This window comes from Streptomyces sp. MUM 2J (assembly GCF_022414535.1).
GTDB lineage: Bacteria > Actinomycetota > Actinomycetes > Streptomycetales > Streptomycetaceae > Streptomyces.
This window is the reverse complement of sequence record NZ_JADWYM010000076.1, coordinates 1-11,836: the sequence shown is the minus strand read 5'-3', so window position 1 is coordinate 11,836 and position 11,836 is coordinate 1. Positions and strand designations below refer to the sequence as shown.

Genomic DNA, 11,836 nt, shown 5'->3' with positions numbered 1-11,836 from the left:
AGCACCGCCTCCAGCAGGCTGTGCACCCGGTCACGGGTACCACGCGCCGCGTCGATCCGCGCCTGGAACTCCTCCAGCAGCTCGTCCAACCGCAGCTGCGGCAACGGTACGGGGACCTCCGCCGGGTCGTCCGAGCCTGCCATCGCCCGTCCTCCAGCCACACGTGTGCGCCGGTCATCGACTTTCCCTGCCACGGTAACGGCACGGAAGGCGGGACGAAACGCGACAGCGCGGAGACGGGCGGGGGCAGCCCGGCCGGCCTTCGGCGCGGGCCCTTCGGCCCAGTGCGCGCCACGTCCCGGGAGCGGACCGTGGGAACAGGCCGGCGAAAGGGGACGAACATGCCCTGGGAGACCATCCACAAGGACGCCGCGCCTGGCGTGCCGCCCCATCTGGACGACTACGACAAGGTGCGGGCGGCCTTCTCCTGGTCGGCAGCGCGTGCCGCGCTCGACGGGCTGCCCGGCGGACGCGGGCTGAACATCGCCCACGAGGCCGTGGACCGGCACGCCGCCTCTGCACGGAGGACGGCCGTGGCGCTGCTCTGCGTGGGTCGCGACGACTCCGTCACCTCGGTGACGTACGAGGAGCTGGCACGGTCCACGGCCCGCTTCGCGAACGTGCTGCGCTCCCTCGGCGTCGGCCGTGGTGAGCGGGTCATGACCTTGCTGGGGCGCTGCCCGCAGCTGTACACCGTGGTCCTCGGCACGCTGAAGAACGCCGCCGTGCTGTGCCCGCTCTTCTCGGCCTTCGGCCCGGACCCGGTGGCGCAGCGGCTGCGGCTGGGCGACGCGCGGGTGCTGGTCACCACGGCGGACCTGTACCGCAGGAAGGTCGCCGGGCAGCGGGACCGGTTCCCGGGCCTGGCCCATGTGCTCATCGTCGGCGGCGGCGCCGACGACCTGCCCGGCACGCTCTCCTACGACGCCCTGACGGCCGCCGCACCCGAGACGTTCACGATCCCCGCGACCTCACCCGACGACATGGCGCTCCTGCACTTCACCAGCGGCACGACGGGCACCCCCAAGGGAGCCGTGCACGTGCACGAGGCGGCCGTGGCGCACTACGCCACCGCGCTGTACGCGCTCGACCTGCACCGGGACGACGTGTTCTGGTGCACCGCCGACCCCGGATGGGTGACCGGCATGTCCTACGGCATCATCGCGCCGCTGATGCACGGTGTGACGGTCGTGGCGGACGAGGGCGACTTCGACTCCCGCCGCTGGTACCGGATCCTCGCCGAGCAGCGCGTCGGCGTCTGGTACACCGCGCCGACGGCACTGCGGATGCTGATGCGGACGACGCCGCGGACCGGGCCGTACGACCTGCCCGCCTCCTTCGACCTGAGTGCGCTGCGGTTCATCGCCTCGGTCGGCGAACCGCTGAACCCGGAGGCCGTGCTGTGGGGGCGGGACGTGCTCGGCCTCCCGGTGCACGACAACTGGTGGCAGACCGAGACCGGCGCCATCATGATCGCCAACTTCGCCGGCTGCGACATCCGTCCCGGCTCGATGGGCCGCCCGCTGCCCGGTGTGGAGGCCACGGTGCTGCGGCGCGGGGAGGACGGCCGGGCCGACGTCACCGACGGCCGGGTGACCGAGCTGGACGAGCCCGGCGCCGAGGGCGAGCTGGCGCTGCGGCCCGGCTGGCCGTCCATGTTCCGCGGCTACCTGCACGACGAGGAGCGGACCGCGGCGGCCTTCGCGGGCGGCTGGTACCTCACCGGTGACCTGGTCCGGCGGGACGCGGACGGCTGGTACTGGTTCGTCGGGCGCGCCGACGACGTCATCAAGTCGGCGGGACACCTCATCGGGCCCTTCGAGGTGGAGAGCGCCCTGATGGAGCACCCCGCCGTGGCGGAGGCCGGGGTGATCGGGCGTCCCGACGCGGTCGCCGGGAACATCGTCAAGGCGTTCGTGTCGTTGAGGCCCGGCTTCGAGCCGAGCACCGCGACCCGGCGGGAGCTGCTGGCGTTCGCCCGGCGCCGGCTCGGCCCGGCCGTCGCCCCGCGCGAGATCGACTTCGACCCGCACCTGCCGCACACCCGCAGCGGCAAGGTGATGCGCCGCCTGCTGCGGGCCCGGGAGACCGGCCTGCCCGAGGGCGACATCTCCACCCTGGAGGGAACGGAGGAGTCCGCATGAGTTTCCTGAGTCGACCTCTAGGCCGCCAGAGGCTCGTCGGCGGGTGTGTTGATCTTGCTGTTGGCATGGTGGATGGCGGGGTCGTAGCAGGTGCCGTCGCGCCAGCAGGCCCACATCACGCGGAGCCAGGCGCGGGCCAGGATGCGGACGGCGTGTGGGTGCCGCTTCTTGCGGGCCCGGGCGTCGTTGTAGGTCCTGGCGGCCCAGTCGCTTCCGTGGCGGCTGTTGTCCGCGAAGGTGGTCAGCGCGACGCGTGCGCGACGGTTGGTCGCGAAGCGGAAGGAGACCGTGCGGGACTCGACCGGGTGGCCGGCGGCCAGAAGCCGGTCGACGGCCATGCCCCGGGTGGTTTCGATGGCAACGGGCAGGTCGGCCGGGTCGCCGTGCCTGCGCAAGCGGGCCAGGGTCTTGGCGAACCCTTCCTCGGTGCGGGCCAGTTCCCACCGGTCGATGCGCTTGCCGAAGGGGTCCATGACGGTCACGTCATGGGTTTCGGTCGCCCAGTCCCATCCGATGAACACGTGCGTCGTACTCCACTGCCCCTCCAGGAGCACCTGCCCGGTGGTGAGGTCGTCTGCCGGGAGCTCACTAATCGGCCCTCTGCGGGGCGTGTCCCTGAAGCCGATCAGACGGCCTCGGCCCGGCAGGGCTGGCGTCACTCATGCAGGCCGTCGAACGGCACGCAAGACAGGCCGTGCACCCGCCGGGACCGAGAGGTCACAACCCTACCCGTGAGGGCTGCAGAAGGGATGGTCCTCCAATGAGCACGACCCGCACACCGCGCGCGCACGCGTCCCGGTCCAGGTCGCGGCCGGACCGGCGAGCGGCGCACCGGCGCGACCTGCTGCACGGGATGCTGCGCGTCCGCCGGTTCGAGGAGCGCTGCGTGGAGCTGTACAGCGAGGCGCGCATCCGCGGCTTCATGCACCTGTGCATCGGGGAGGAGGCGGTCGCCGTCGGCGTCAACGAGGCACTGACGGCGGACGACGCGGTCGTGTCGACGTACCGCGAACACGGCCACGCCCTGGCCCGGGGTGTTCCGGCCGAGGCGGTCATGGCGGAGATGTTCGGCAAGGTCACCGGATGCAGCCGCGGGCGCGGCGGTTCCATGCACCTGTTCGACGCGGGCCGCCGCTTCTACGGGGGCAACGCCATCGTCGGCGGTGGTCTGCCGCTCGCGGCCGGTCTGGCCCTCGCGGACCACATGACCGACCGCCCCCGCGTCACCTGCTGCTTCTTCGGCGACGGCGCGTTCGCCGAGGGCGAGTTCCACGAGACCGCCAACCTGGCCGCCCTGTGGGGGCTTCCGGTGCTGTTCGTGTGCGAGAACAACCTGTACGCGATGGGCACCGCCCTGTCCCGGCACCAGGCGCAGACCGACCTGGCGCTGCGGGCCGCCGCGTACGGCATGGTGTCCTGGGCGGTGGACGGCATGGACGCGGCGGCCGTCGAGGACGCGGCCCGCCGGGCCGTCGAGGGCGTGCGCGCCGGGAGTGGCCCGCACTTCCTGGAGATGCGCACCTACCGCTTCCGCGCCCACTCCATGTACGACTCCGACCGCTACCGCGACAAGGCCGAGATCGAGCGCTGGCGGGAACGCGACCCCGTCGAGTTGCTCGCCCGGCGGATGCGGGAACGCGGGGAACTGCCCGACGACACGCTCGCGGGGCTGGAGGACGAGATCCGCGCGGAGATCGACGACGCCGTCCGGGCCGCCGAGGAGGCGCCGGAGGAGCCCACCGAGGATCTGCTGACCTACGTCACCAGCCCACCGGCGGAGGTGAACCGGCCATGACCGCGACGAAGGCGGCGCACGCCGATCCGGCCGAGCGGAAGACGACCTACCGGGAGGCCCTGCGCGAGGCCCTCCGGGACGCGTTGCGCGCCGACGAGCGCGTATTCCTGATGGGCGAGGACGTGGGCCGCTACGGCGGCTGCTTCGGCGTCAGCCTCGGCCTGCTGGAGGAGTTCGGCCCGGACCGGATCCGGGACACGCCGTTGTCGGAGTCCGCGTTCGTCGGCGCGGGCATCGGAGCGGCCCTGGGGGGCATGCGGCCGATCGTGGAGATCATGACCGTGAACTTCAGCCTGCTCGCCCTCGACCAGATCCTGAACAACGCGGCGACGCTGCTGCACATGTCGGGCGGCCAGCTGCCGGTGCCGATCGTCATCCGGATGACCACGGGCGCCGGCCGGCAGCTCGGCGCCCAGCACTCGCACAGCCTGGAGGGCTGGTACGCGCACATCCCGGGCCTGCGGGTGCTCGCCCCGGCGACCATCGCCGACGCCCGCCACGTGCTGGCGCCCGCGCTCGCCGACCCCGACCCGGTGCTGATCTTCGAGCACGGCGGGCTCTACAACACCTCCGGCGACCTGCCGGCCGACGCGGGCCCGGTCGGTCTCGGGCAGGCGGCGGTGCGCAGGTCCGGCACGGACGTCTCCCTGATCACGTACGGCGGTTCGCTGCCGAAGGCACTGGCCGCCGCCGAGGAACTGGCCGCCGGCGGCATCAGCGCGGAGGTGGTGGACCTGCGCAGTCTGCGGCCACTGGACGACACGACGATCAGCGACTCGGTGGCGCGCACGCACCGCGCCGTCGTCGTGGACGAGGGCTGGCGCAGCGGCAGCCTGTCCGCCGAGATCTCGGCCCGCATCACGGAGCACGACTTCTACGACCTGGACGCCCCCGTCGAGCGGGTGTGCAGCGCGGAAGTGCCCATGCCGTACGCGCGCCGGCTGGAGGAGGCGGCCCTGCCGCAGCCCGGCACCATCGTCGCCGCGGCCCGGCGCGCGGTCGGCGAGGCGCCGGACGACGGGAGGGCGGGCTGAGATGGCCGAGTTCACCATGCCCTCGCTCGGCGCCGACATGGACGAAGGGCTGCTGCAGGAATGGCTCGTGGCCCCGGGCGACCGGGTCCGCAAGGGCGACACGGTGGCCGTGGTGGAGACCGACAAGGCCTCCATCGAGGTGGAGTGCTTCACCTCGGGAACCGTGGGGCGGCTGCTCGTCGAGCCCGGCACTCGGGTGCCGGTGGGGACACCGCTGGCGCTGATCGACACCTCGCGGGCACCGGCGGCGCGGGCCTCCGAGAAGCCCCCGGCCGCGGGGCGGACGCCGGGTACCCCGCCGGCTCCCGCAGCTCCCGCGCAGGGGCCCGGGCACGCGGGGGCCGCCGGGAAGAGCCGGAAGGGGGCGCCCGCGAGCCGGACCGCCGTCCACGCACGCGTCCGCGAGCCGAAGGCGGCGGCCGCACCGGCGAGCACCCGGAAACCGGCCCCGCCACCCCCACCGGGCCCGCCGTCCGCCGCCGGGGAGCCGGCCGCCGCCGTCGGTCCACTGGTCCGCCACCTCGCGGACGGGCTGGGCGTCGACCTGGCGTCCGTGCACGGCAGCGGGCGCGGCGGTCGGATCACCCGCGCCGACGTGGCGCGGGCTGCCCGCCCCGCCACGCCGCGGCGGCGCGTCACGCCGTACGCCCGTCGTCTCGCCCGCGATCTCGGTGTGGACCTGGAGGCGGTGCACGGCACCGGTGACGCCGGCACCGTGCGGGCCGTCGATGTGCGCGCGGCGGCACCGGGCCGCTCCCGCCCCGGGCCCCGCCCCGCGGCGGCGCCCCGCGCACAGGACGGCGGGCGCGCCCCCGCGACGGAGGCCGCCGCCGTGTCCGGCGAGGGCGCGGGGGACGAGGGCGGGCAGCGCGGGGACGCGATGCGCCGTGCCATCGGTGAGCTGATGAGCCGTTCCAAGCGGGAGATCCCGCACTACTACCTGTCCACCGTCATCGACCTGGCGCCGGCCCAGGAGTGGATGCACCGCCGCAACCGGGGACGGCCGCCCTCCGAAAGGCTCGTGACAGCGGCCCTGCTGCTGAAGGCCGCGGCCCTGGCGGCGCGCGAGGTGCCACAGCTCAACGGCCACTGGCAGGACGGCGGGTTCACCCCCGGCACCGGGGTGCACCTGGGCGTTGCGGTGTCGCTGCGCGGCGGCGGGCTGCTCACGCCGGTGATCCACGACGCGGACACGCTGACGCCCGAGGACCTCATGGCCGCCCTGAAGGACCTGGTCCGGCGGGCCCGCCAGGGCCGGCTGCGCGGCAGCGAACTGTCCGGTGCGACCCTGACCGTCACCAGCCTGGGCGAACAGGGCGTGGAGGCCGTGTTCGGTGTCATCCACCCGCCGCAGGTGGCCCTGGTGGGCTTCGGCGCGGTCGTGGAACGCCCGTGGGCCGTGGGCGGGCTGCTCGGTGTGCACCCCGTGGTCACGGCCACCCTGTCGGCCGACCACCGCGCCACCGACGGCGCGGTCGGAGCGCGCTACCTCACGGCGATCGACCGGCTGCTGCACGAACCCGAGGAAATGGCCGAGGAAACGCCCGAGGAAACGGAGGAGTCATGAGTGGGACGAGGTCCCTGGACAGCGCGGAGGCGCTGACCGTCGTCCGGGAGTCCATCACCGCGGTCGTCCCGGACGCCGACTTCACGCGGGTGCGCCCGCACGACCGGTTCCGAGACGTGCTGGAACTCGACTCGCTGGACTTCCTGAGCCTGGTGGAGATCCTCTCCGAGCGGGCCGGAGTACCGATCGACGAGGACGACTACCCACGGCTGTCCACTCTCGCCGACTCGGTGGAATTCCTGGTCGAGCGGACGAAGCGGCACGAGCAGACCCGGCGGTAGACGTGCCGGTGCCCTCGCAGGCCCCGCGGCGCTCCGGGGGACCGAGCGACGTGTCGGCACGGACGGCGGCGCTCAGGGACGGAGGCGTGGACGCGAGCGCCGGTGCGGAGCGCGCTCGCACCCGCGGCGACGGGGACGGGCCGGCGAAAGGCGGGAAAGGCTGGAAGAGCCGGGGAGGCACGGGCAGGAACGGCGCCCGGACGCGCGGATCGCCCGCTCCGCTCGTCGGCGGAACGGGCGATCGGGGGCCCGGGCCGGTGGGATCTCTCCCGACCGTCCCGGGCCCTGTCCCGGCACGCCCCCGCGGGTCACACCACGGTCAGACGGTCCTCCACCCCGGTCACGTCCGGAATCCGGGCCACCGCCTGCGTCAACCGCAAGATCAGCGCCTCGTCCAAGGAGCCGGTGAGCGTGACGGTGCCGTTGCGGACGCCGACGGTCACCCGCGCGGGATCGACGCGCAGTTCGTCGCGCAGGACGCGGGAACGGATCTCCTCCCGGATCGCCTCGTCGTCGCGGACGAGCGCCTGGAGGAGTTCGTTGCGGCTGACGACCCCGGCCAGCCGGCCCTTGTGGTCGACCACGAACACCTGCCTGACCCGGCGCCGGGCGGCCATGCGCGCCGCCTCGACCACCCCGGTCCACGGGTGGACGGTGAGAGGCGGTGTCGTCATCAGGGACGCGGCCGTCGTGCCCTCTCCGCCGGGGGGCTGCCGCCGGCCGAGCAGCCTGCCGAACAGACCGGGCTCCTCCTCGGGGCCGGCGAGGGACGCGACCCGGGCGAGGAGGTCGGACTCCGCGACGACACCGATGACGCGCCGGTCTCCGTCGACCACCGGCACGGCTCCGGTCCTGCGGCGGGCCAGCATCCGCGCGATGTCCGGCAGCGGGGTGTCGGCGGAGACCGTGACCACCGAGCGCCGCATCAGATGGTCGACCTGGAGAGCCGTGCCCTTCGCCTCCCTTTCGGCGGGGCGACGGGCCGGTCCGGCCCCGGGACGCCCGGCGGGCGCCGGTGTCCCGGCGTCCGCCGCGTGCGAGGCCATCGCCTGGAGGTAGCGCACCATGAGGTCCTGCCGGAACTCGTCGGCCGGCCTCGGGGCGAAGGAGGGAACCCCCCGGCGGGCCTCGACCGCCGCCGCACCCCGTTCCCGCGTGTCTCGGTCGTCCATCGCAGCCTCCCTCGATGCGAGCCGCTCCGTGCCCGCCTCCACCATCGCGCCGCCGCGGGAACGCGGACAGGGCCGCCCGGCCCCGCCGCCAGGTCAACCGGCCCTTACCCGGTGTCCGGCTCGCTCCGTACGGTGAGAGGACGCCACCGCGGCCACGTGGTCGCGCCGGGAGGTCCCATGCCTCGGTTCCGCGAGTTCCTCTCCCGCTTCCGGCCGGCCGGCTCCCCCGGCGCCGCCGTCGCCGGAGCCGTTCCCGCCGACCGGTCCGCCGAGCTCGCCGCGGAACTCCAGCCGGTGCTCGCCCTGCTGGACGACTCCGCGCGGGAGGCGGCGGCCGTCCGCGAGGCGGCGGCCCGTGACGCCGCCGAGCGGACCCGGGCCGCGGCGGAGGAGGCGGACCGCACGGTGCGCACCGCACGGGCGCGGGCCCCACGGGTCCGGGAGGAGACCGCGGCCCGGCTCGCCGGCGAGGCGGATCAGGAGACCGCGCGCGCGGACGCCGCCGCGCGGTCGGCCGTGCGGGAGCTGCGCGAGCGGGCCCGCGAGCGGACCCCCGGCCTGGCGGCCCGGCTGGTGGCGCGGGTGGCCGGCGGTCCGGCCGGTGACCGTCCGCCCCCCGCGAGCAGCCCGGGCAGGCCCTCCGCGGGCCCTGCGGCCGGCAGGGCGCCGGGCACGGCCGGCCCGTCACCGGACACTGCCGCCGGCCCGCCCGGACACGGGCCTGCCGGGTCCCCGCCTCGGGAGGCGCCGTGGGCGCACGATGGGCCGCCGGAGTGACCCGGGCCAGGGCGATGGCCGCCGGGCGGGCCGGAGCCGAGGCCGCGCGGCGGATGGCCGACGGCCCGGCCCTGGAGGACTCCCTGCGCGCCCTGGCCGGCACCCCCTACCGGCGGGACCTGGACGTGCGGGCGGAGGCCGGCGCGGCCGCACGGGCGGTCACCGCTTCCCTGGTGTGGCAGCTGCGGGTGCTCGCCGGCTGGCAGCCCCGGCCGGGTGCCGCCGCCGTACGCCTGCTCGCCTCCCGGTTCGAGATCGACAACACCCGGGACCATCTGCGGGCCCTGGACGGAACGCCGCAGCCGCCGCCGCTCCGGCTCGGAGCCCTGTCGACGGCCTGGCCGCGGCTGTCCCGGGCGACGTCCGCGGCGCAGGTGCGGGCCGTGCTGGCGGCCTCCGTGTGGGGGGACCCCGGTGGTGAGGGCGCGGCGGCGGTCCTGACCGGGATGCGGCTGTCGGCGGCCGCGCGCACCGCGGCGAACGTGCCGTCGGCCGCCCGCTGGGCGGCGGGTGAGGCGGCGCTGCTGGTGGCACGGGAGGTGTTCGTGAGCGGGCGCGTGCCGACCCCGGCGGCCTCCGTGCACGCCTCCCGGCTGCTGGGCCGTGCCGCGGTGCACGCCTCGGACTACGACGGCTTCCGCCGACGGCTGCCGTCGGCGGCCCGCTGGGCATTGGCCTCCGCCGACCGGCCCGAGGAGCTGTGGCGGGCCGAGGCCCGGTGGTGGACACAGGTCGAGCGGGACGGGCTGCGGCTGCTGCACGGGGCCGGGCTGGACCTGTCCCCGGTCGTGGGAGCCACCGCCGTACTGAGCGCCGACGCCTGGCGGGTGCGCGCCGCCCTGGAGTGCGCCGCCCACGGCGGCCGGGCACGGGAGGCCTTCGATGAACTCCTGGACTGACGCCTGGACACCGGCGCGGATGCGGCGGGTGGCGGTCGTCGCCCCGCGCGGTTCCCTCAGGGACGTGCTGGTGCGTGTCGCCGACGCGGGCTGCGTCGAACTGGACGGCGCCGGCGGCACCGAACGGGAGGGGCAGGGCCCGGCCGCCCGGCGCCTCCGCTCGCTGGGCACCGGACCCGCCGGACCGCTGTTGTCCCCCGCGGCGCCCGACCTGGACGCCCTCAGGGCGGACGGCCGCGCCGATCTGCTGGCGGGCGAGGCCGAGCTGGAGGCCTACCGTGACGCCGCGGTGGAGCGCGGCCCCCTGACCGCGCTGGCCGGCTGGTGCCCCACGGCCGAGCTGCGGCGGCTGCGCGCCGTGCTGGCGGGCACCGAGGGCGCCGTCGTCACGCTCCGCGCGCCGCGCGGCATCGACCCGCCGACCCGTCTGGAGGACCGGGGCCCGGTCCGGCGCTCCCTGGTGCCCCTGGTGCGGACCTACGGGACCGTGCCGTACACCGACCTCGACCCCACGGTGCCCGCCGGGCTCGCCTACGTCGTGATGTTCGGGTTGATGTTCGGCGACGCGGGGCACGGCGTCCTGCTGCTGCTCGGCGCGCTGCTGCTGCGCTCGGGGCGCCTCACCCGGTGGCCCGGCCTGCGCCCGGCCTGGCCGTTCCTCGCCGGTGCGGGCGTGGCGAGCACGCTGGCGGGCGTGGCGTACGGCGAGTTCTTCGGCCCGACAGGTGTCCTGCCGGTGCTCTGGCTCTCCCCGCTGGACGAGCCGCTGCGGCTGCTGGGCGGTGCCGTCGCGTTCGGGGCGGTCCTGCTGGCCCTGTCATACACGGCGGGCATCGCCAACCGGTGGCGCGAGGGCGGGCCGGGCAGGGCGCTGTACGCGGCCTCCGGCATCGCCGGTGCCGCGGTCTTCCTCGGGCTCGCGGCCCTCGCGGGCGGGCTGGTGCTGCGCGCGCCGGTGCTGGCGGTGGCCGGCGCGGTGCTCGCACTGACCGGACTGACCCTGGCGGGGACCGGGCTGTACACGGCGTCGGGCGGCGGCGGGGCCGGGGTCGTGCAGACCGGCGTCCAGCTGTTCGACGTGGTGGTGCGGATCGGTTCGAACACCATCTCCTTCGCCCGGCTGGCGGCCTTCGGGCTCACGCACGCGGCGCTCGGCGACATCGTCTGGCAGGGCACCACGGCCCTGGCCGCACGCGGTCCCGCGGCGGTCGTCGCGGCGGGGGCCGTGTTCGTCCTCGGCAACGCGCTCGCGTTCACGCTGGAGGCGCTGGTGGCCGGGGTCCAGGCACTGCGCCTGGAGTTCTACGAGCTGTTCTCCCGGGTCTTCGACGCCGAGGGCCGGCCATTCCGGCCCTGGCACGTGCCCACATTCCACGGCACGGAGGTGACAACATGACCACTTGGCTGATCGCGCTGCCGGTGCTCGTCGCGGTCTTCGCCGCCACCCGCCTGCTTCTGCGGCGCCGCAGTCGGGCCGTGCTGCGGTCGGTCCTCGCGGCGGACGGCGTCCTGTTCGCGGGGGCCCTGGCGTTGCTGCTCGTCGCCCTCGACGGCGGCTCGGCGCAGGCCGATGCGACGGTCGCCGCCGCGCAGAGTTCGGGGTCGAACTCGGCGGCCCTCATCGGCGCGGCCATCGCGGTGGCCGGGGCGTCCATCGGCGCGGCCATCGCGGTGGCCTACACCGGGGCGGCGGCGCTGGCGGCGCTCAGCGAGCGTCCCGAGCTGTTCGGACGGGCGATGGTCATCGTCGGCCTGGCCGAGGGCATCGCCATCTACGGTCTGGTGGTCGCCATCATCCTGATCGGGAAGGCCTGATCGTGGCCGGCGTGGCGGCGATCGGCGAACGGCTGCGTGTCCTCGGCCTGACGACGGCCGGAGTGCTGGTGCTGCCGGCGGAGGGCCCGGACGCGGTGCGCGCGGCGTGGCGGGAGCTGCCCGGGGACACCGGGCTGGTCCTTCTCACCCCGGCGGCGGCGGACGCCCTCGGCCCGGAGCTGCTCGACGGTGGGACCGTCCTGACCGCGGTGATGCCCTCATGAGGACCGCCCTGCCGGCGGACGCCGCCGCGGCCCTCGCCCCGGTGCGGGCCGGGCTGGTCCGCGACGCCCGCGCCGACGCCGAGGCCCGGCTGGCCGCGGCGGACGAGGAGGCGGCGGCGGTGCTGCGC

At 75.6% G+C, this 11,836-nt stretch carries 12 protein-coding genes; 10 read left to right on the top strand and 2 right to left on the bottom strand.

Translation table 11 applies throughout. The features are described from left to right. Nucleotides 1-341 precede the first annotated feature (341 nt). Nucleotides 342-2,144 carry an acetate--CoA ligase gene (gene acsA, locus I3F54_RS31275; protein WP_240122303.1) on the top strand — a complete coding sequence of 601 codons (1,803 nt, stop codon included), beginning with the start codon at nt 342-344 and terminating at the stop codon, nt 2,142-2,144. 17 nt (nt 2,145-2,161) lie between these two features. Here the strand turns inward: acsA and I3F54_RS31270 are convergent, their stop codons facing one another. Continuing rightward, nucleotides 2,162-2,665 carry an IS110 family transposase gene (locus I3F54_RS31270; protein ID WP_240122302.1) on the bottom strand — a complete coding sequence of 168 codons (504 nt, stop codon included), beginning with the start codon at nt 2,663-2,665 and terminating at the stop codon, nt 2,162-2,164. 239 nt (nt 2,666-2,904) lie between these two features. On the opposite strand from I3F54_RS31270, the gene pdhA reads away from it, so the two are divergent. The 4 genes from pdhA to I3F54_RS31240 are packed head-to-tail and all read left to right on the top strand — an operon-like array spanning nt 2,905 to nt 6,821. Beyond that, entirely contained in the window at nt 2,905-3,939 is a 1,035-nt protein-coding gene (gene pdhA, locus I3F54_RS31265) for a pyruvate dehydrogenase (acetyl-transferring) E1 component subunit alpha (protein ID WP_240122301.1), read from the top strand. Beyond that, nucleotides 3,936-4,973, top strand: coding sequence for an alpha-ketoacid dehydrogenase subunit beta (locus I3F54_RS31260; protein ID WP_240122300.1), 1,038 nt, complete (start codon nt 3,936-3,938; stop codon nt 4,971-4,973). The genes pdhA and I3F54_RS31260 overlap by 4 nt, the downstream gene beginning before the upstream one ends. A 1-nt stretch (nt 4,974) precedes the next feature. Beyond that, nucleotides 4,975-6,540, top strand: a complete 1,566-nt coding sequence (locus I3F54_RS32265; RefSeq protein WP_275677151.1) for a dihydrolipoamide acetyltransferase family protein — start codon at nt 4,975-4,977, stop codon at nt 6,538-6,540. After that, nucleotides 6,537-6,821: an acyl carrier protein gene (locus I3F54_RS31240; protein WP_240122299.1), complete on the top strand. Its 285-nt coding sequence runs from the start codon at nt 6,537-6,539 to the stop codon at nt 6,819-6,821. The genes I3F54_RS32265 and I3F54_RS31240 overlap by 4 nt, the downstream gene beginning before the upstream one ends. Before the next feature lie 308 nt (nt 6,822-7,129). On the opposite strand, the gene I3F54_RS31235 is transcribed toward I3F54_RS31240, so the two are convergent. Beyond that, a complete protein-coding gene (locus tag I3F54_RS31235; RefSeq protein ID WP_240122298.1) occupies nt 7,130-7,993 on the bottom strand; it encodes a CBS domain-containing protein in 864 nt (287 codons plus the stop codon). Nucleotides 7,994-8,170: 177 nt separating this feature from the next. Here I3F54_RS31235 and I3F54_RS31230 point away from each other — a divergent pair, with 177 nt between their 5' ends. Genes I3F54_RS31230 through I3F54_RS31210 form a run of 5 tightly spaced genes read left to right on the top strand, consistent with a single transcriptional unit; the run spans nt 8,171 to nt 11,708 of the window. Further along, nucleotides 8,171-8,770, top strand: a complete 600-nt coding sequence (locus tag I3F54_RS31230; RefSeq protein WP_240122297.1) for a hypothetical protein — start codon at nt 8,171-8,173, stop codon at nt 8,768-8,770. Beyond that, nucleotides 8,743-9,669 carry a hypothetical protein gene (locus tag I3F54_RS31225; protein ID WP_240122296.1) on the top strand — a complete coding sequence of 309 codons (927 nt, stop codon included), beginning with the start codon at nt 8,743-8,745 and terminating at the stop codon, nt 9,667-9,669. Before I3F54_RS31230 ends, I3F54_RS31225 begins: the two co-directional genes overlap by 28 nt. Next, entirely contained in the window at nt 9,653-11,065 is a 1,413-nt protein-coding gene (locus tag I3F54_RS31220; RefSeq protein WP_240122295.1) for a V-type ATPase 116kDa subunit family protein, read from the top strand. The genes I3F54_RS31225 and I3F54_RS31220 overlap by 17 nt, the downstream gene beginning before the upstream one ends. Further along, complete coding sequence (locus I3F54_RS31215) at nt 11,062-11,484, top strand: ATP synthase subunit C (RefSeq protein WP_240122294.1); 423 nt, start codon at nt 11,062-11,064, stop codon at nt 11,482-11,484. Before I3F54_RS31220 ends, I3F54_RS31215 begins: the two co-directional genes overlap by 4 nt. An 11-nt stretch (nt 11,485-11,495) precedes the next feature. Continuing rightward, complete coding sequence (locus I3F54_RS31210) at nt 11,496-11,708, top strand: V-type ATP synthase subunit F (RefSeq protein WP_240122293.1); 213 nt, start codon at nt 11,496-11,498, stop codon at nt 11,706-11,708. Nucleotides 11,709-11,836 lie beyond the last annotated feature (128 nt).